This window comes from Alkalinema pantanalense CENA528, from assembly GCF_050753345.1.
Classification (GTDB): domain Bacteria; phylum Cyanobacteriota; class Cyanobacteriia; order Leptolyngbyales; family Leptolyngbyaceae; genus Alkalinema; species Alkalinema pantanalense.
This window is the reverse complement of the sequence record NZ_JBLZFX010000062.1, coordinates 1-19,268: the sequence shown is the minus strand read 5'-3', so window position 1 is coordinate 19,268 and position 19,268 is coordinate 1. Positions and strand designations below refer to the sequence as shown.

Sequence of the window (19,268 nt, the reverse complement as noted above, 5' to 3'; positions counted from 1 at the left end):
CACTCACGTTATGGCCCATCCTCAGCAGTTGGAGAAACGGAAGGAGATTCTGGTTGCAAGACCCATTGGATCGCTAGCCCAATCCCCGCCGATATTCCAAACGTCACCAAGCAAATTAAGGCTAAGGTGAAATACATCCGACGCCGATCGAAGGGTTGCTGGACAGCCATTACCGGATCCGTTGCGAGGACTTTTCGGGGAATGGTTCCTTGAAGCAAATAATTAAGATTATGTTGAGTCAACCTGAAGGCAGACGAATCTGGTAATGCCTTCCGCAACTGGGCTGCTCTCGACAGAGCATCGTAGGCCGTTGGAATATCCTCTTCACACAAAGCCCGCGTCCCCAACTGGTGCCAAGCCCACGCTTCCGACGATCGATCCCCCAAGTGCTGAGCCGCCTGGAGTGCAAATTGCAAAACCTGCCGCCAACAATCCCAACGAGACATTAACACCAGGGTAGGATCCAGGGACCTCGCTAGTCGCAAGACCTCTGCCCAAGCCCCTTCCCCCACCGCCCACTTCAAGGTGTAAAGCAACAAAGGTAACTCCTGAACCATCACCTCCACATCGTACTGATGGGTATCGGCCCAAGGCAGCACATAGTCCACAACCCGCTTCATCCAAGGCTGAAGCTTGAAGTTAGCTCCTAAGACCTCCGCCACCACGACTGTCGTCGCATAGCGATCGCCCAATCTCACCAACAGATCACGATTGAGTAATAATTGCAGCGTGGACTCTGGGTTAAGTGGCCCAGTAATCATCGCGATTTGTTCTGCCGTTAAACTGACACCATGACCCAACGCAAGCAAGACCGCTAAAATCCAGCGTTCCGGTGTCCCTAAAGGAGCCAGCACATATTCCAGCAAGCTAAACTTTGGATCTGATTTATCTAACAATTGCTGAATGACCGTTAGTTCAGTCCCAGAGGCCACTAATCGGCGCACAATCTTGAGCAACCCATGGGATGATCCCAAGCGTTGATGTGCCAACGTAAAAAGTTGCTGTTCAAGACTTGCTTGCTGCTTCAAACTTGGCCCATTCTGACCTGCGATCTCATCTTCCCCCGCTGTCGAGGGATTAATCCTAACCCAATTAGGCGATAGATCGCTCACCTCCCCTTCTAGACCCTGCTGAATCCCCACCACGATCGTACAGTTAGGCAAATGAGCGCGCATTGTTTGAAGGTCTTCCGCCGTCCAGAATAGTCCTTCTAGCAGAATTAAACACTCTAGGGAACCTAGGACTGTCTGCAACTGATCTCGGCTAAGTCGAGTCACTGGGCAGGCATAGGCCACCTGTATACCCAATTCTTGTAAGCAATCTGCAACAGTCATCGACTGATCTATATAAATCAGTCCGTCTTGGTGAGAGGTAGTCACCCGAGGATGATGGGCTACATTCCTCAAAAATGCTGAAAGCTGATCCCGATCGGCCATCCGGATAACCAAGGACTGGCGCTGCAAAACTGTACCAACAACTTCATCTATCAACCATTGACGGGAATTGGATTGAATCGAGGACGACTGATGATCTCTTGCTAAAGATGACAGCGGGGGCACCACAAAATAAGGCGCTTTGCGACGAACGATCGACCCAGGCTGTTTCAATACCGTTACCAATGCGCCATGGGCAGCACCGACTAGGACTTTGCTTCTTCCTACGGCAAGACTACCCATGATGTTAGGACAAAGCTGTTGTTCTATTTCCGAGGCCATGTCAAGCAAAGTCGCCATTCCCTAATTTGAATAGGTTGATCTAGCCATCATGTCCTGCCAGCCTTCACCCAGCAATTAAAGATTGCCTAGACTAAAGCTAATTAAAGAGGCAACCCCTCCAGGATAGATCCTGCTTTTAACTTGGATACTACCACTCTCAACGCCTCCTCACTAGCGAGGAAGCACCCCTGATCCAATCACCCATAAACATGCTTGTCTATTGTAACGAGGTTCCACAAGTTAAGCCAAGATAAAACCTACTTGTACTCCAAAAATTCACGCCAAACATTGTTTAGCAATGGGCTAAATAGGTTGTAATCCCCCAATCTACTCCTCATATCCGCTACTTTTTAAAGCATGATGCAAGATTGAAGTTAGCTTAACTGGGTAAAGTTCAGCAGTTCCCATTTAACGTAGTTTACTTTTAATATCAGTCGTGACATCCTCCCAATGCTCTACCCGTTAGGGGAAACACCGGCTGCCCTTCCTCACGTTTGGGTTGTCCTGCTTCTAATCACGCACACGAAAAGGGTTCCCAAACAACCTTCCTCCACAGGCAGCATCACCAACTGTCCATCGGTTACAAAACCTCGTTACTTCACCCCCTAAACGGCAGCAAAATCCCGGTCAGTTACCGGGTGAATGCGTGAAGCCCCCGCGTTTTAACCAGGGGAGGATGTTAATCTCCATATTCATTGCAATGAGTCACCTGTTCACTGATCGCCTTATCCTCAATGTGGAGCTTATATTGAGGGCAATACCATCTGAGCTTAAACAGCCTTGCAATGTCCTAGGAGCATTACTCAATGAGCCCGTAATAATGAGACCACCTCATTTCCATGGGATCCCCACCCAATTATTAGCTAACTGCTTCGGTGTGTTTGAGCTGATTCAGTACCTCTAGAAAATCATCTAACCCTTGGAACTGAGAGTAGACAGATGCAAACCGAATATAGGCAACTTCATTAACCGGCCTAAGCTGATCGAGCACCAACTGTCCGATTTCTCTACTGGTGACTTCTCGAGAAGCCCGTTGCTGAATTTGGGATTCTACCGAAAGCACCAAGCTTTCTAGCTCGGATTCAGGAACCCCAGACTTTTCACAAGCTTTTAAGACTCCCTGGAGAAGTTTGTTTCGATCGAAGACCTCACGGGTTCCGCTACGCTTGACTACAGTGATTGGAACAATTTCAATCCGCTCGTAGGTCGTAAAACGATGACCACATTTCAAACATTCCCTACGGCGACGCACACTCTGCCCAGAGTCAGCAGATCGGGACTCTAATACTCGATTCTCAAGGTGATGACACACTGGACAGCGCATAGGAAAGTGACCCAAAACCCGCAGGGTACAAGAACGAGCACAAGTAAAACAGTCTAGGAGAAGATCACGCTAGACGTAACTCCCCTTCATGATACCTATAGTGTGGAAAATGAAGCGATTTGTTTTCCCCTCACTATCTGTAGTGCAAGCGTATTCCTAAGTCTAAATCCTTGAGCTATCCTGATTAAACCTTTGATCCAGAGAAGAAAGAAAGAAAGATGACTTAGTTTAAACTATTTCTCAGTGGATCATAGTACAAATGATTTTCTTTAGATGGGTATTCTCAGAAAACTTTTTACGAAAAGAGAAAATTAAACAAGCAATTGTTTAGCTTCCTTAAAGACGCTGTAATTTTACAGATAGATTTCAAAATATGTTTTGCAGTTTGTCCCACTCAAGCTATACCGGAACATAGGTAGGTTCTTCCACAAGTCCCGGAGCACAATGGAAAATATACTGTAAAACACCAGAAAAATAGCGCTTTCTAGTGATATTCGTCACTGAACTTTCAGTTAGTTGAGTTAGAAATTCGCCTGAAGTGGGCAAGTTTGATTAAGCAGAACTTGGTTGGTAAACTACCTTGGAGCCACCAGTGGACAGAGTTGATGTTTCCCTTAGTCGATGGCAAGCCTTTTGGGTCTTCGCTAATAATCAAAGCATAGCCAGTCCGATCGGGCTACTATCTCAACAGTATGCGGAATGTTCTAGCATCCTTTCTGGTTGTTCAATCAGGGTGTTTCATAGTCAAGTTCAACGAATGTCAACAGAAATGCCCTTGCAGCAGGAGCTTGGTGCATGGTAGCTCGTGATAGTAAAAAGCAGAAGCTCTTGGTTGTCGATGATGAACCTGACAATCTGGATTTGTTGTACCGAACATTTCACCGAGAATTCAGGGTACTACGAGCCGAAAATGGGCCAGATGCGCTCAAAATTCTAGAAGCAGAGGGTGACATCGCAGTCATCATCTCTGATCAGCGCATGCCTCAAATGAGTGGTACAGAGTTTCTGAGTCTGACTGCGCAGAAATATCCCGATATTATTCGAATTATTCTGACTGGTTATACAGATGTCGAGGATCTCGTTGAGGCGATCAACTCTGGGAAGGTTTTTAAATATGTCACCAAACCTTGGGATGATGAACAACTTAAGCAAGTGGTTCGCCAAGCGGCAGATACCCACAATGTCCTAAAGGCCCGTACGGAGGAGCTCCGTCGTAATCTCCGTCGAGAGACCTTGTTGAATGCGATTACGAGTACTATCCGCAGCGCTTTAAGTTACCAGGAGCTCCTCAAAACGATCGTTGGTGTGGTGGGGCAAACCTTTGAGGTGAGCTATGGTGTTCTACGTCCCTGCCAGAACGGCCAGTTAGAAGAGGACGCTTTTGTCTACGATCGGCATTTAGGTACCGCAGAAGACAGGTCAGAGAGCGATTCTCAGAGCCCAACCCAAGCTCAGACGGTCTCAGGTTTACATCCCCTGGCCCGAACCGTTTGGCCTTTGGCTGCGGTTGAAGTGATTCAAGATGTCAGTGCTAGTTCCGTGATTGCGGAGCAACCAGGAGGGTTGTACCAGGTCTATACCGATTCCGCAATTCAATCTAGCTTGCTAGTTCCACTCATTTGCCAACAGGAACTGATTGCAGTTCTTGCATTACATCAATGCGAAATAGGTCGTGGTTGGCAGGACAGTGAAGTTGAATTAATCACCATGGTTGCGGATCAAGCAGCCTTGGCATTGTCCCAGGCCCAGGCTTACGAACGGGTACGAGCACTGGCAAAACGAGAAGCGTTGTTGAATACGATTACTACAGCGATTCGCTCTTCGTTAGATCCCCAGGAAATTTTTTCCGCAATTACCCAACAATTAGGTTTGGCTTTGCAGGTGGATGGCTGTGCCCTGTCTCTGTGGACGGCGGAGGATCAGTATGTGCAATGTGTGGGTTTGTATGAATCGGGATCCCCGGGAGTACAAACCTTTGAAGAGCAGACTGATGCCCAATCTCGGTTATTGCCCAAATCCCAGGTGCCGATCGAAGGGAATCCGGTTCTCCAGGAGCTCTTGACCACCCAGCGTCCAGTCATGCTGGAGGATTTGGTTCATCACCCAGAGATGCATCCCCCCGAATTTCGATCTCCGGCGCGGGCATTGTTAGTGCTACCGCTGTTGGCGGATGGTCGGATCATTGGCAGTATTTCCCTACGGCAGAACCGGGAACCTCGGCTCTGGAAACAGTCGGAAGTTCAACTGGTGAAGTCTGTATCCGAGCAAGCTGCGATCGCGGTTCAACAGGCACGGCTGTATCAAACGACCCGTCAGCAGGCAGAAAAGCTGATGGAACTCGATCGGCAAAAAACGGAGTTTTTCCAAAATATTTCCCACGAGTTTCGGACTCCGTTGACGCTGATGGTAGGACCGTTGGAGTCGGCGATCGCCCAAAAACAAGGGTTGACCTATGATCAAGCGGGAATTGCGCTGCGCAACTCTCGGCGCTTGTTGCGCTTGGTCAATCAACTATTAGACCTCCAGCGCTTGGATGCTGGACGGATGCAGGCGAGTTTCCGGCCCTGCGATTTGGCAGACTTTGTCCATCAAATTGTGGAAACGTTTCGCCCCTATTGCGAAAAGAAGGGAATTAACTTAGTTACCCATCTCCACCCCTGTCCTCTGATTTACCTCGACTTGGAGAAGTTTGACAAGGTGGTCTATAACCTCCTGTCCAATGCCATGAAATTTACGCCAGCCGGGGGGACAATTACGATCAGTCTGTACCAAGATTCCCATCGCGATCGGGCTATCCTCAAAGTGCAGGATACCGGGATCGGCATTCGAGAGGATCAACTGCCCCATCTATTTGAACGGTTCCGGCAGGCGGAGGGCTCGGTCAATCGTAGTTATGAGGGAACGGGTCTTGGTCTTTCTTTGGTGAAAGAGTTAGTGGAAATGCACGGTGGGGAAATTGAGGTTTCCTCTGTGTATGGTCAAGGCAGTGCCTTTGCCATCTCTTTGCTCCTGGGAGCAGAGCACTTGCCCGCTAACCAGATCGTCAATGAACAGGCGGAGATTCAAGCAGGTCGAGCCGTTGTGGAATTGGCGGATGTTCAATCCGAGTTGCAGGACTTGGAAGAGAGTGATGCGGAACTTGTTTCTTCAACTGTGGAACTGAATGGGCTGCGAGTCTTGGTGGTGGATGATACTGCTGACTTGCGCACCTATGTGTCTGGGATTTTGCGGCAAGAGGGGTACCAGGTCTTTACCGCTCGTAATGGTGAAGAAGGCTACCAGTCAGCTCAGATGCACCGTCCCCACTTGATTGTGACGGATCTGATGATGCCCAAGGTCTCGGGTTTGGACATGATTCGCATGCTCCGTTTGGATGAGGAGTTGCGGGGGACGCCCATTATCCTGTTGACTGCGAAGGCGGATGAGGATACCCGATTGGAAGGGGTGGAACGGGGTGCGGATGCGTATCTATCCAAGCCGTTTACCGATCGCCTGTTGTTGGCGGAAGTGCGGAACCTACTCGCGCTGAAGGAAAAGGAGCAGCGCATGGTGGATCTGAACCAGTACCTAACGGAATCTGTCCTGAAACGCTTCTTGCCCCAAACTTTAGTGCAGCGGGCGGCGAAAGGTGAGCTGACGTTGGATCTGCGACCAGAACCGAGGATGGTGACAGTACTGTTTAGCGATATTGTGGGCTTTACCCAACTGTCGAATACGTTGCGATCGCGGCGGGTGGCGGAACTGTTGAATGAGTATCTGACCACCATGACCCGTGCAGTGTTTGAGAACGGTGGGACGGTGGATAAGTTTATGGGGGATGCTATTCTGGCGCTCTACGGTGCACCGGAGGAGTTGACCCCAAATGAACAGGTGAAGCGAGCGATCGCCACGGCCCGCTGTATGTATCAATCCCTAGAGGTCTTGAATCAGAAATGGATGGAACAGGGATTGCCCTGCCTCAAGTTCCGCTGTGGGATTCACCAAGGCACTGCGGTAGTGGGGATGTTTGGCGGGAGTGAGCGATCGGATTACACAGCGATCGGGCCGAGTGTCAATATCGCAGCACGGCTTCAGGCTGCGGCTGATCCAGGCCGGATTCTGGTCTCAGCGGCTGTGGCGGATTATCTGGAAGATGAGGAAATCATCAAAGGCATGCCGCTGCAACTGAAGGGGATTGATGAAACGGTATTGACCTTCTGGGTGGAGCCGCTGCCGCATCTGTCGCCCCAAATGGCCTAATCGTTCTGTGGGGGCAGAATATGCCCCCAAGGCCGTTGCAATTTCGGTAGCCAAAATTACAGCTTGGACAAGCTTCGTTACACTGGGAGTAGTCTTCCAGGATTTCGCATTTCACTGTGCAACCTTTGCCCCTCGCTTCGCTCCCGTTTCGCCGCCGCCCGGAACCCGTGCAGTTCTGGCTAGCGGTGTTGTGTGGTTCTTTGGTGCTGCATTCGGGACTATTGCTGGGGGTGCGCCGTTGGGGGGCTGAGGTTTTGTCGGGGGGGGGATCAGGGGACTCGATCGCGGTGGAACTGGTGGATGCTCCGAACCAGACGGCAACGCAGTCAGATTTTGTTGCTCCGAAGGGAAATCTAGAGCAGTCGAGATCGGTACGTTCTGGGGCAACGAGCTTACCGCCGGAAGCACCACCTACCCCGCAACCCCAGGCATCCCAACCGCCCGCTGAACCCTCTATGGATTCTGTGGATTCTAGTCAGCCAAAGGTGGAAAGTCCCCAAAAGCCGACAACACCGCAACCAAAGCCACCGAATTCAACGAAAAAAACGCAATCTCCAAAGCCGTCAGCGACCCAAAAGCCTAATCCGAAGCCGGGTACCAGCAAACCTGCGGGGCAACCTACTTCTGGTTCTCCCAAGACTTCTGCAACGGGAGGGAGTAATCCAGGGGGGGATGATAAAGGTAATTCCAATCCTGGTGGGCAGCAAAAATTTGAGACCAACATAGAGGCCAACATCGGTAGTGCGACTTTAGCACCCGACAGTGGCAATGATTCCATTTTGGGTGATCTAAGGCTGACCATTCCAGGCATTCGCCAAGGGTTTGAGATTGGGGGGGGCTCGCAGTTGCTACAAAGGGCTACTTCAACGTGGCCTTCTGGACAAACCTTACAAGTACTTGTCAAACTCGAAGTGGGTGAAATTCAGAATAGCAAGCCTGGAATTATCCAATCTGTAGATGTTCAGGACAATAGTCCGGCGCTCCAGACGGGAATGGCTAGCAAAATGGAATTGCAGGAAGTGATGCAGGCTTTATTAAAAGGTGAAACCTGTGAGGTGACGTCTGATCCCAATGCGACCTATAGTCCTGCGAATAAGCCGTCTACCATTTGGCTGGTGACGGTAAATCTCAAAGTTCTCTAGACATCACAAAAAAGTTATGCTAAGATAACAAAAGTCTGCGGGCATAGTTTAGTGGTAAAACCATAGCCTTCCAAGCTATTGATCCGGGTTCGATTCCCGGTGCCCGCTTTTGTTGTGTTGATTAACAAGTTATTTGTCGTCTTAACAAATTCGTGTCGTCGAACGATCGTTATCGAATTGTTTGTCGCTTAATCTAGAAAACGAAAGTTTTACCTTTTAACCCATTCATTAGCCAGTATAGCTTGGGATTTTAGGGCCTGATTTGTAGATTCAGGAATTGCTGGATGCACCTCAATTTTTCGACCCGGTGTGGCGTCTGAAGTCAATGGCAACATTAAAGGTCAATGTTGCCCAATCTTGTGGCGCGATCTTTCAACCCGATTGTCGATTAATAAAGTTGATTAATAAATTTAGTTGTCTAATTGTCGCTTGTAACAGATTACTGTCATCGGTGAAAATTGGGTGCCGTGGGGACAAAATGAATGTCATTGAACTGCTAGAGACGGATTAGGAATTGATCATTGTCATCCAGCAGAGTCTGACTTGCTCCCCCGATCGGAGGACTGGCCCCATGAGCCGAGATGCCTTGATTGTTGGTATTAACACCTATCAGCAGTTACAGCCCCTGCAAGCACCCGCCGTAGATGCGGAAGCGATCGCCCAGCGGTTGGAACAATTGGGTGGGTTCCGCGTTCTACGCTTGCCGGAGTTTCTCGATCCCTTTGAGGACGATGCGCGGCGGATGGCCCACAACGCAGAGGTGACCCTAGAGCAATTGGAATCTGCCCTTGTCCGTTTGTTTAAACCCACGGGCAAGCATCTGCCGGAGACCGCACTGCTCTTCTTTTCCGGCCATGGCCTGCGCAAAGATCGGGGGATTCAGGAAGGCTTTCTGGCCACGAGTGATGTCAATCCAGCGGTGGGCAACTGGGGTTTGTCGTTGCAATGGTTGCGGCGGCTGTTGCAGGAAAGTGAGGTGCGGCAGCAGGTGATCTGGTTGGATTGCTGCTATAGCGGGGAGTTGCTCAATTTTGAGGAAGTCGATCCGGGCGATCGGGGGCGGGGGCGCGATCGCTGTTTCATTTCCGCTTCCCGTGAGTACGAGGTGGCCTTTGAATCCACAACGGGCCAATACAGTCTGCTGACAGAGGCATTGCTGGCCGGATTGGATCCGAAAACCCGTGCCGATGGTGTGATTACCAATTTCAGCTTGACGGAGTTTATCCAACAATCCCCCACCCTGCGGGCGGCTTCCCAGCAACCCCTGTTCGCCAATTCCGGTGGCAAAATTCTGCTGACTGGCAATGCGCGGTTTACCCCATCGCAGATTAGATCGGGGGTCTGTCCCTATCGAGGATTGGCCTATTTCGATTGCAATGACGACGACCCGCTGTATTTCCATGGGCGCACAACCCTGACCGATGCCCTGTTGGAGAAGTTGCGGGAGGGAAACTTTCTGGCGGTGCTGGGGGCCTCCGGGAGTGGTAAATCGTCGGTGATGCGGGCAGGATTGGTGCATCAACTGAAATTGGGTCAGCGACTCTCGGGCAGTCAGGACTGGGCTATTCACCTGGTGCGGCCAGGGGCGCATCCGCTGCAAAGTTTAGCCCTGGCATTTTTGCAACCGGATGCCTCGTCGATCGATCGGGCCACGCAATTGGCAAAAATTGAGCAGTTGTTGAGTACTGGGGCGATCGGGTTAGCGCAGTTAGCCCAGGCCACGCCCCACCGCTTAGTGTTAGTCATCGATCAGTTAGAAGAAGTTTTTACGGTGTGCCAGGAGGAACTGGAACGCCAACGGTTTTTTGCCTGTTTGCTGGGGGCTTTGGAGCAGGCCAGTCAAAAGCTGTGCCTAGTGGTGGGAATGCGGGCGGACTTTTTCAGCAAATGTCTGGAGCAGGACTACAGCGGCTTGGCCCAGAAAATCCAGGCGCATTTGGTGACCGTGAGTCCCATGACGGCAGAGGAATTGCAACAGGCGATTGTCGAGCCTGCCCGTCAAGTGGGATTGGAAGTGGAATCGGAATTAGTCACGCAAATTCTAACGGATGTGAAACAGTCACCGGGCAGTTTACCATTGCTGCAATATACATTAACGGAACTGTGGAAACAGCGATCGATGAATTGGTTGACGCTGGCTAGCTATAACCAGTTGGGGGGAGTGCAGGGAACCTTGCAACAGCGGGCCGATGCTGTCTATGCAGCCCTGTCGGCGGAGGAACAGGCGATCGCGAAACATATTTTCCTGGCCTTGACGCAACTGGGGGAGGGGACGGAGGATACGCGGCGACAGGTGGCAAAACAGGATTTGCTGACTCCGACCTATGCGGCGCAGGATATCGATCGGGTGATCACGACGTTAGCAGGGGAACGCTTAATTGTCACGGCGCAATTGTTGGCAAAGAGTGGAACGGGCGATCGGGTGGATGTGGTGGATGTGGCCCATGAAGCCTTGATTCGCCATTGGCCGCAGTTGCGTCAGTGGATTGAGGATAATCGCCTATTACTGAAACAACAGCGGGATCTGGAAGCGGCGGCGGCAGTCTGGCGCGATCGGGGTAAACCGAAGGATGTCGCTTATTTATTGCAGGGGCGCAAATTGCAGGAAGCGGAAATTTTTGTGGCAACGACTGGAACAACAGTTTCGTTATCGGTTTTGGCACAGGAGTTACTGCGATCGAGTCAACGGTCGCGGCAATGGTCACGTGTTCGCCTAGGGGGAAGTTTGGCGGCAGGGTTGCTGATTCTGTTAACTGCCGGGGGATTGACCTGGTATCAACAGACACAACGCCGATTGACGGAAATTATGCGGGATACGTCGTTGAATCGAGTGCGCCCGGAGTTATTACCGATCGCGGCTGAGTTGCAACAGGAAGCCGATCGTCTTGCTGCCGCTGGTAAAGTGGATGAGGCACTGAACAACTATCGGGTGATTCTCACGTTTACCCAATTACTGCAAGCTAAAGCCGCTCAAAGTGGCACTAAGATTAATCAAAAGTTGCTACAGAAAACGACTGCCGATGCTGAAACGGCTCTGTTGCACTTGATTCGGGAAAAACGTTTACCTCAGTTGGCCAAAGAGTTAAGCCAGCAGAAATTTGGTACTCGTAAATTAACCTATGACCTACGGGACTTTGAACAGCGCTATTCCCCCGGTGCCCTCAGAACGACCTATCTTCTTTTGAATCGGGAACTGGGGGTTAAGGCAGATTGGAATGATGATGGACAGATTAATACCAAAGCGGAAGCCGATCGAATGCCTTGCGAACTGTTAAAGGATATTGAAGAATTATGGCGAAAGGCAACTCAAGGTCGTTGTGGCTGGTATAGTCAGACGAAAGGTGTCTATGATGCTTACGATGCGCCTGCTTGTCGTCTGCTCCAGAAGCAAACCCTAACCGAGCGAATCTTTAATGACCCGTATGACTCCGTTGTGGAGCGGTTGAATTCCTGCAAAATCTCACCTAAGCCGTTAGAACCCTAATGATAATCGGTTTACCGTTAAGGTTCGTAACTTAAGGGTTAATCGAGCTTCTTAAATACTTGATTCAGTCAAACACTCTTTAAGTCATTAGAGAGCACTACCATGGTCAAAGGAAAGATTTCTAAGCGATCGGGAAATGTAAAATTGATCGAAGGGACGAAGATCACGAATAAAGATGTGAATCCTGGAGACATCCTCAGAACTAATAGAAAATTGAATGTAGAGGGGGGATCATCAGCATCACTTTATTTTTTTGGAAATAACGATCGCAATACTAAATTTAAGGTTACTCTTTCTGGAAAAGGCAAACGCAGCAAATATACTTTTCCCTGTACCGTCAGTAGTGGATTAGCGATTACCAGTTGGGACAATGGTCGAACATCGGGCTGCCAATCCCTAGTAGTTCGCATTCAGAACGATAGTACGGGTAAACTCTTGGCTTCCCCAGCGGATTCCAGTGTAGCAGAGGCAGCGGTACCGTTGGCATCCCCTAAGCCAGCCTCAGCGCAAGATCTGGCCATTCAAGATCTGGTGGCTCGCAAGGTTATGACAGGCTACCCCGATGGCGATCCCCGTCCCAACGAGTTCGTTACCCGCGCCCAATTTGCCTCACTGGTGTCAGCAGCAAATTTGTATTGGAAAAGACCCCTGAGCGCTCCCGATCGCCAATTTAACGATGTAGCTAGTCACTGGGCCAAGGATGCCATTGCCCGTGCCGCGCAACTCGGCTTTCTCTCGGGCTATCGCGATGGGAGCTTTCGACCGGAAGAACGTATTCCCCGGCAACAGGCGATCTCGGCTCTGGTCAGTGGTTTGGGGTTAGCTATTCCCAGTGATCCCCAAAGTGTCCTCAGCCGCTATCAGGATGCCAACCAAATTGCTCCCTGGGCTCAGTCAAACGTTGCGGCGGCGGTTCAGGCCAGGTTGATGATCGACTCCACTGCCCACCTCCAGCCCCAAAAACCAGCGACACGGGGAGAAACGGCGGTTTTGATTGCTCAGTCTTTTAATCTGCGATCGGCCTCTGACGATGTCTTTGGGCAGCCCGACCCCGACCCTGATGAGCCAGCCTATCGAGGGCCAGAGGTGCGCATCTCACCCCAGACTGACGAGGTTACCCTGGTGCAGGTCGATGCTTCAGAAACATCGGGTACCATTGAGGTCAACAGTCTGACAGGTCTCGTCAAGGTGACGGCTCAAGCCAGCCCCAATGCTGCGCCCACCATTGCCTATCTCCGAGCGGGGGAACGGTTTCGCTATGAGATTCGAGAGGAAATCCAATCTGACAAGAAGAAAGTCAGCCGTTACGAAGGATTTAAAACCGTGATTGAGCAGGACGATCGCCGATCGATCATTGAATCCCCAGACATGCAATCCTTCCTGGATGACTGGGTGCCGGAGGCGGAAGCGCTTCCCAGAGCAGAGTATGAAAAACTATTTAACAATTTCCTCTTTCGAACTACTCCCCTGACTCAACCTGGTTTGAATGCTGTGATCGTCCAAGCCATGAAAGATTTGGGTACCTTTAGCACCTTGCCCTTCATTGCCCCCACCAATCCTCCTGGAAAACCGGGTGAGAATTCCTGTGGGTGGGCGGTCAATCAGGTTCTGGCTCAGGCACGCATTGAGAGCCTCGATACCTATGTTCCCAGGGTAAAGAAGCTGCTTGAGAGTGGGCGAGGAACCAAGATCGACCCCAGACAAGCGCAAGCAGGCGACATTGTGATTGCTCCCCCCAATAAGTTACCAAATGGGACATTTGAGCCTGATAGCGAGCCACACATGGGAATTTGTACCTCGCCAACCACCGTGCGTTCTGCATCTTCATCCACAAACAACAACCCACGCCGATTCGTTTGGGACACCAACCTTAACTTTGATGGTTATTTTGGAACCACACCCAGCACGATCTATCGTCTCAACTCCTAAGGAACCACGCCATGGCATTTAAACCAGACGATGTATTAGAGGGAGCACGATCGATTCGTCCCTATTTACCCGATTTGTTGGGAGCAACGGCGGCGGAGTGCGATCGCCAATTAGCTGATCTGCTTGCCCAAGCTCAGCAGGGTCAGGCGGTGGATGGGCAAATTCTCACCCTGTTGAAAAGTCACCCTAAAACGCTGCAATGGCTTAAGGAGTTCTTGGCAGCTCAGGCAAATAGTAAAGGCTATGAACTGCTACCTGGCAGCAGTGGCGCGATCGCAGCCCGGAAGTATGTCTGTCCCCAGGGCGATTATGTCTGGTATCAGCGATCGGCGGGCATTCCGGTGCCCACCTGTCCGACCCACGGTGAACTGCAACCGTTTGGAGATTAGCGATCGTAATGCCTACAAAGTTTCTGGAAGGGATCGGCAATAAACTCATTGAGCAATGGGTTGCCAACTTACTTACCCCAGCGTTTATTTTTTGGTTGGGGGGCTTTATGGCAGCAATGCAAAAGTTTGGTTGGCAGCCATTGCAGCAATGGTTTACTCAATTGGTGGAGCCGCTCCAGTTGGCGGTTCTGTTTGCCAGTTTGCTGTTGGTGGCGACCTCGGCCTTTGCTATTCAGCGTTTTGATCTGGTGATCTTGCGGTGGTTTGAAGGGTATTGGCCCCGTTGGATGAATCCGATCAAACAATGGTTACTAACACGACAACAACGTAGCCTACAACGCTTAGACCAACGCTGGCAAGAACTGGCGATCAAACGGGATCAAACTGGGCAATTAACGGCTGAAGAAACGGATGAATTTGTGCAGATTGATTGGCAATTGCGACAATTTCCGGCCCAGCCCGATCGCGTCATGCCCACGAAACTAGGGAATCTCTTGAGAGCCGCCGAAAGCCATCCCAGTAATAAGTATGGTTTGGATGCGATTATTTGTTGGCCTCGGCTGTGGTTGGTGCTGCCCGATGGGGTGAAAAAGGAACTTCAGGAGGCCCGATCGGATCTCAATACTGCTGCGCGAGTTTGGCTTTGGGGAGTGTTGTTTGCGGTGTGGTCGGTGTGGTCGGTGTGGGTTTTGCCGATCGCGCTGTTAGTAACGCTATTTGCCCATCACTGGATGCTGAGCGCTGCTGCCACCTATGGGGATTTACTGGAATCTGCCTTTGATCTCCATCGCTTTGAGCTGTATAAAGCCCTACATTGGCCACTGCCGACCAATCCAGCGGAGGAGAAACTGCTGGGACGCCAACTGACGGAATATCTGTGGCGGGGGAGCGATCGAGATGGGCCTAAATTTACGTGACTTGATGGAGGGGGACGGGGATAGATAAAGCTGGGTAGGTGGGTAGGTGGGTGTCTGACGTTTTGCGGAGGCGATCGTGGGAGGGGCTGTGCTAGCGTGGGGCTATCGGTCAGGTGGACATTAGGAATCCATGGGTCAGCAGATTATTACGCTTCAAACGCAAGGTTCAAATGATGGGTTTGTGCCAGGGTCGGGGACTGCTCCGGCGGGGGGCATAGCGGGCGGCTTGGTGATCCTGGGGGCGATCGCGGTGGCTTGTCTGTGGGGCAATCGGCGATCGGTGGGGCAGGGGGCTTCTCAGGCATCTCGTCAAGCATTGCATTGGGTGGCGCACGGGAAGGCGTTGGAACGATCGCAGCAGTACGAAGCGGCGATCGCGGCCTATGATGCGGGGTTGAAGGAACACCCCAAGGACTATCGGCTGTGGCATGAGCGAGGGTTGGCCTTGGCGAAGTTGCAACGGTTTGAGGCGGCGATCGAGAGCTACGATCGGGCCTATGCGATTTGTCCGCAGCAGTCGAATTTGGCCCATGAGCGGGGGGATGCGTTGTTGGAGTTGGGGCGCTATGAGGAGGCGATCGCGTCCTTTGACATTTGTCTGCGCTACGGGGAAGATGGGCACATTATGACCGATCGGGCCTATGCGCTGGTGCAGTTGGGGCGGCATCGGGAGGCGTTGCCGTTGTTGGAGCGGGTGTTGCAACGGGCGCAGGCGGGGCGATCGAGTGATCCTGCGACGGTGAGTCGGGCGCATTACTACCAGATTGAGGTGTTGTGTGAGTTGCAGCAGTGGCAGGCGGCTGGGAAGTCGGCGTTGGCGGCGGTGAGTCGGTATCCTGACCCGTATTTTAAGGCGCAGTTTGAGCGAATTCAGCAGCAGATGGCGCGGACATAAGGGGGCGGGGCGGCTAGAATGGAGGGGAGGTTGTAAAGTTTTGTGTTAATCATGACGACTTCCCAAACGGATCAAGGGCAAACGGCGACCATTTCAGCGGCAGCAAGTTCTGCTAATTCTGTGAGTTCTGCAACTTCGCAGACAGATACGGCTCTAGCGGAAAAGGTTCTCTGTCCCCATTGTTTGCGGACGGCGACGAATGGGATTAAGTGTCAGGGGATTTGTGTGGCGGATAGTGATTACTAGTGTGGTTTGAGTGAGTTGGTGGGGTTGCGCGATCGTTGGGGCTGCTCCGCAGCGAAGATCGGGGAACTTCTCCCCGCCCCCCTGCTTTGTCAGGGGACTCTACTCCCCCGACACCCCCCGAAAGGGTTTGATTTGTCTATTGCACATTAGGTTGCGTGAAGGGCATTCTTAGCTATTAAGCTGATTAGCTATCAAGCTTATGTGGATGAATAGCGATCGACCCTGGGAATCGTCAGAGAGAATTCATCCGTTAATCATTGGGTGGAGCGACTAGGATTGCTATTGCAGGACAAAGATAATTGGTTTGTTATCTGTAAGGTGATTGCTGCGGGTGATGGATTGGGATTGCGGTTGTGAATCTTTGCGTTGATGGCGGGGATTTGATCCCCCCTGGCCCCCCTTAAAAAAGGGGGAACCGGAAAAGAGGGAATTTAGACAAATTCTTTCAAAGTCTCCCTTGATGAGGGGGATTTATGGGGATCCAGCGAGATTACTCACGGTGATGGTAGTTTATAACCAGCGGCGTTGTAGGACGCTGACCCATTCTCCTTCGACGCCGGGGACGGGGGTGGGGGTGCCCCAGTAGGCTCGATCGACGAAGCCGAGGGCGTGGAGTTGGTTGATGATGGATTGGACGGTTGCTTGGGTGCCGAAAAGGTGTAGGCGGTAGTATGGGCGTGACTGTTCGATCGAGCGATCGTGATCGTCGCTAGAACCTGTGGACATATTGAGCTTCTCCTGGGGTGATGGGGAAAAAGCCCAAAATTAGAGCCACCCCGGTTGACATCACAACGAAGGGTGGCTCGATCGAATGTTAAAATTCTCAACAAGCCTCCCAGCTGCTGTTCCAGCTTGGGGGGTTAGCTACCTAGGGTTGTTCCTGCAATCCTGGGTAGTGCTCTAATTTTTGGGTGAACTTAGCGCTTCCATGCTTCATGCCGTATCGTCAATCAAGGTTAATTGTGAGAAGGATGTCTCATGGAGTCGCTATGACAAAATAGCCTACGAAGAAACCTAGGGTCTGTCAATCGTATTTTGGAAATTTGTTTTAGGTATCATTTGATACCTGTGGTGTCAAATGGCAGGGGCGGGATGAGTTAGGGAAGAAGTTCGTTGCGGTAGGACTCGAAGGCGGGAAATTCTGGATCGCCTTGGTAGTTGAGAATAGTGTCGGGCCAAGGGTCAACTGGGCTGGTTTGGTGGGGAATCAGTTGGCGGAGTGCTTGGATCACTAGGGTTCGCAGCGGAATATTTAATTGTTCGGCCTGTTGTAGGAAGTGTTGTTCAAGGTCTTTGGGAAGATCAATTGTAATTTGCATAAATATGCTCAAATCTTTTGCGAGAAATACTTTGTTGAGAAGATAAATTAATCACCTAATGTGATTCTATGAGCAGAATATGAATGGTACTCAATTAGCGTTTTTCTCAATCGGATGTTCATTGTGTGGAGGGACATTGGGCTTAAACAGCCATTTCTTAATTTCATCATTAAATACACCACTAGCAGTGACAGAAGCTATGATTCCTAGAGCAGTTAATGATATCGAAAGCCAAAACTTCCAGTCGTATTTTTTGGATGTTGTTGGTACGTTTTGTCTACTAGGTAAATCATTCTCATGATTGATTTGAATATCTTCTGCCTGAAGATTTCCTGTGTTAACGACTCCATTAATATTGTTGTTGTCTCCAAAGTTAATGCTTTGATCGATTTTGGGTTGATCTGCCATTTGCTTAATGCTCTCTAATAATTCTGAGTTGGAAGTTTGTTGTGGTAAAACTGACTTCAGAAATTCTTCTGGAGTAGGTGGTATCCAGGTTTTGCGACGAACTAACGCTTCTGCTTCTAATAGCCTCCATTGCAGCTTATCTTTCAAGTGTGGCAATTCGTATATTATTTTCCGTAGTGCATTGCATGACTCTTGTGTACCAAGCTCTTGTAGCCTCTGAGGAATATAATCCTTCCAAATCTTAATACTATCTCTTGGTGTTACTAAATCACAATCTTCATCAGAATTTTTGTTTTGTTCCTCTAAATCAGGATATTCCTTGGCAAGAAAAATATACAAATCCGCTATATATTCTTCTTTAAGTCGTTGCTCTATATTTCCTTCATACTTAACGGCATAGGAGACAGCTTCAAGAACTTCTCGACCAAACTTAGAATCTTGTTGAATAGCACTCCACACAACTGACCACCCAGCATCTTCCGAATAAAGCATCAACATCTGAGCTGCAACAATTGCTTTTTCTCTTGTTCCACCATCAGTAGGTGGTGGGAGGGAAATTAGAGATTTAGCAAAGAGTATGGCTTGGTCTACTCGATGAACTAAAAGTTCCTTGAGTAAATCACCCATGCTTCTAGCTTGTAACTTTTTATCCTGTACTTTTTGAAATAGAGCTTCTGCTAAACGTTCATCCCAGCAGAATTCTACTTCGGGAAGGATGTGAATGGAGCCATACCGATTATCCTGCTGTTCAATTAGGATAATTAGGGTTCTTATAAAGTCGTCAGGAGAATTTTGATAAGCTTTCTGAATCAGTTGTTGTCTAAAGTCTTGATCTGTATTTTCTTTGATGGCGGGAAAAGTGATAATAATGGCTATCCATTTTCGCCAGATTTCAGTGGGAAGTGTTGGGATAAAAGAAGAGTCTATTGTAATGAGTAAGCGTAGTGCCTTGTAACCAGCCAATGCAGAAGAGTGTAAGTGATTGCTTAACACAAGATCAGTTACTGGATCTCCTTTATAGATATAGCTCTTGGCTGCTTCAATAATTCTCAGCTGATTTGCTTCATCTGATTCTTGCCAAGCTGGAAACGTTGTTATATCTGCTTCACAGTACTGATTGCGACGTTTACTAATAGAGACTAGTGTTATTACCTCGGCAATAAAGTATTAGGCGAAAGACAATTAAAGTGGAGCTATGATCAGGATAGAGGTACAAGGAGGTTTGTGATGGATAAACCGGATGCCCGACATCTCAGCATCG

Annotated in this window: 13 protein-coding genes and 1 tRNA gene; 9 read left to right on the top strand and 5 right to left on the bottom strand. The window is 50.1% G+C overall.

Annotation, left to right across the window (positions count from 1 at the left end; genetic code table 11):
- Window positions 1-8 precede the first annotated feature (8 nt).
- Together ACN4EG_RS18120 and nrdR are read right to left on the bottom strand one after the other, a co-directional pair.
- Window positions 9-1,733 carry a hypothetical protein gene (locus tag ACN4EG_RS18120; RefSeq protein ID WP_431631520.1) on the bottom strand — a complete coding sequence of 575 codons (1,725 nt, stop codon included), beginning with the start codon at window positions 1,731-1,733 and terminating at the stop codon, window positions 9-11.
- Between the two features lie 841 nt (window positions 1,734-2,574).
- Window positions 2,575-3,039, bottom strand: a complete 465-nt coding sequence (nrdR, locus tag ACN4EG_RS18115) for a transcriptional regulator NrdR (protein WP_431631519.1) — start codon at window positions 3,037-3,039, stop codon at window positions 2,575-2,577.
- Between the two features lie 795 nt (window positions 3,040-3,834).
- Between nrdR and ACN4EG_RS18110 the strand changes: the two genes are divergently transcribed.
- The 9 genes from ACN4EG_RS18110 to ACN4EG_RS18070 all read left to right on the top strand — a co-directional run bounded on the left by ACN4EG_RS18110 (window position 3,835) and on the right by ACN4EG_RS18070 (window position 16,280).
- Window positions 3,835-7,278 carry a response regulator gene (locus ACN4EG_RS18110; RefSeq protein ID WP_431631518.1) on the top strand — a complete coding sequence of 1,148 codons (3,444 nt, stop codon included), beginning with the start codon at window positions 3,835-3,837 and terminating at the stop codon, window positions 7,276-7,278.
- A gap of 116 nt (window positions 7,279-7,394) precedes the next feature.
- Window positions 7,395-8,420: a hypothetical protein gene (locus ACN4EG_RS18105; protein WP_431631517.1), complete on the top strand. Its 1,026-nt coding sequence runs from the start codon at window positions 7,395-7,397 to the stop codon at window positions 8,418-8,420.
- A 37-nt stretch (window positions 8,421-8,457) separates the two neighbouring features.
- Window positions 8,458-8,528, top strand: a tRNA-Gly gene (locus ACN4EG_RS18100).
- A 463-nt stretch (window positions 8,529-8,991) separates the two neighbouring features.
- A complete protein-coding gene (locus ACN4EG_RS18095) occupies window positions 8,992-11,904 on the top strand; it encodes an nSTAND1 domain-containing NTPase (RefSeq protein WP_431631516.1) in 2,913 nt (970 codons plus the stop codon).
- Window positions 11,905-12,006: 102 nt separating this feature from the next.
- Window positions 12,007-13,833, top strand: coding sequence for an S-layer homology domain-containing protein (locus tag ACN4EG_RS18090; RefSeq protein ID WP_431631515.1), 1,827 nt, complete (start codon window positions 12,007-12,009; stop codon window positions 13,831-13,833).
- A gap of 11 nt (window positions 13,834-13,844) precedes the next feature.
- On the top strand, window positions 13,845-14,222 hold the full coding sequence (locus tag ACN4EG_RS18085) for a hypothetical protein (protein WP_431631514.1): 378 nt from the start codon (window positions 13,845-13,847) through the stop codon (window positions 14,220-14,222).
- Between the two features lie 8 nt (window positions 14,223-14,230).
- Complete coding sequence (locus ACN4EG_RS18080; protein ID WP_431631513.1) at window positions 14,231-15,139, top strand: hypothetical protein; 909 nt, start codon at window positions 14,231-14,233, stop codon at window positions 15,137-15,139.
- A 130-nt stretch (window positions 15,140-15,269) separates the two neighbouring features.
- Complete coding sequence (locus ACN4EG_RS18075; protein WP_431631511.1) at window positions 15,270-16,034, top strand: tetratricopeptide repeat protein; 765 nt, start codon at window positions 15,270-15,272, stop codon at window positions 16,032-16,034.
- A gap of 51 nt (window positions 16,035-16,085) precedes the next feature.
- Window positions 16,086-16,280, top strand: a complete 195-nt coding sequence (locus ACN4EG_RS18070) for a hypothetical protein (RefSeq protein ID WP_431631510.1) — start codon at window positions 16,086-16,088, stop codon at window positions 16,278-16,280.
- Between the two features lie 510 nt (window positions 16,281-16,790).
- Here ACN4EG_RS18070 and ACN4EG_RS18065 read toward each other — a convergent pair.
- From ACN4EG_RS18065 to ACN4EG_RS18055, 3 genes are all read right to left on the bottom strand, one after another.
- A complete protein-coding gene (locus ACN4EG_RS18065; RefSeq protein WP_431631509.1) occupies window positions 16,791-17,006 on the bottom strand; it encodes a hypothetical protein in 216 nt (71 codons plus the stop codon).
- Window positions 17,007-17,377: 371 nt separating this feature from the next.
- A complete protein-coding gene (locus tag ACN4EG_RS18060) occupies window positions 17,378-17,599 on the bottom strand; it encodes a hypothetical protein (protein ID WP_431631508.1) in 222 nt (73 codons plus the stop codon).
- 90 nt (window positions 17,600-17,689) lie between these two features.
- Window positions 17,690-18,970: a hypothetical protein gene (locus tag ACN4EG_RS18055; RefSeq protein ID WP_431631506.1), complete on the bottom strand. Its 1,281-nt coding sequence runs from the start codon at window positions 18,968-18,970 to the stop codon at window positions 17,690-17,692.
- Window positions 18,971-19,268 lie beyond the last annotated feature (298 nt).

Excerpts from the sequence above, each read along its gene's own strand:
- nrdR (WP_431631519.1), bottom strand. The coding sequence starts at position 3,039 with ATGCGCTGTCCAGTGTGTCATCACCTTGAGAATCGAGTATTAGAGTCC.
- ACN4EG_RS18070 (WP_431631510.1), top strand. The coding sequence starts at position 16,086 with ATGACGACTTCCCAAACGGATCAAGGGCAAACGGCGACCATTTCAGCG.
- ACN4EG_RS18065 (WP_431631509.1), bottom strand. The coding sequence starts at position 17,006 with ATGTCCACAGGTTCTAGCGACGATCACGATCGCTCGATCGAACAGTCA.
- ACN4EG_RS18080 (WP_431631513.1), top strand. The coding sequence starts at position 14,231 with ATGCCTACAAAGTTTCTGGAAGGGATCGGCAATAAACTCATTGAGCAA.
- ACN4EG_RS18075 (WP_431631511.1), top strand. The coding sequence starts at position 15,270 with ATGGGTCAGCAGATTATTACGCTTCAAACGCAAGGTTCAAATGATGGG.
- ACN4EG_RS18095 (WP_431631516.1), top strand. The coding sequence starts at position 8,992 with ATGAGCCGAGATGCCTTGATTGTTGGTATTAACACCTATCAGCAGTTA.
- ACN4EG_RS18085 (WP_431631514.1), top strand. The coding sequence starts at position 13,845 with ATGGCATTTAAACCAGACGATGTATTAGAGGGAGCACGATCGATTCGT.
- ACN4EG_RS18110 (WP_431631518.1), top strand. The coding sequence starts at position 3,835 with ATGGTAGCTCGTGATAGTAAAAAGCAGAAGCTCTTGGTTGTCGATGAT.
- ACN4EG_RS18120 (WP_431631520.1), bottom strand. The coding sequence starts at position 1,733 with ATGGCGACTTTGCTTGACATGGCCTCGGAAATAGAACAACAGCTTTGT.
- ACN4EG_RS18060 (WP_431631508.1), bottom strand. The coding sequence starts at position 17,599 with ATGCAAATTACAATTGATCTTCCCAAAGACCTTGAACAACACTTCCTA.
- ACN4EG_RS18090 (WP_431631515.1), top strand. The coding sequence starts at position 12,007 with ATGGTCAAAGGAAAGATTTCTAAGCGATCGGGAAATGTAAAATTGATC.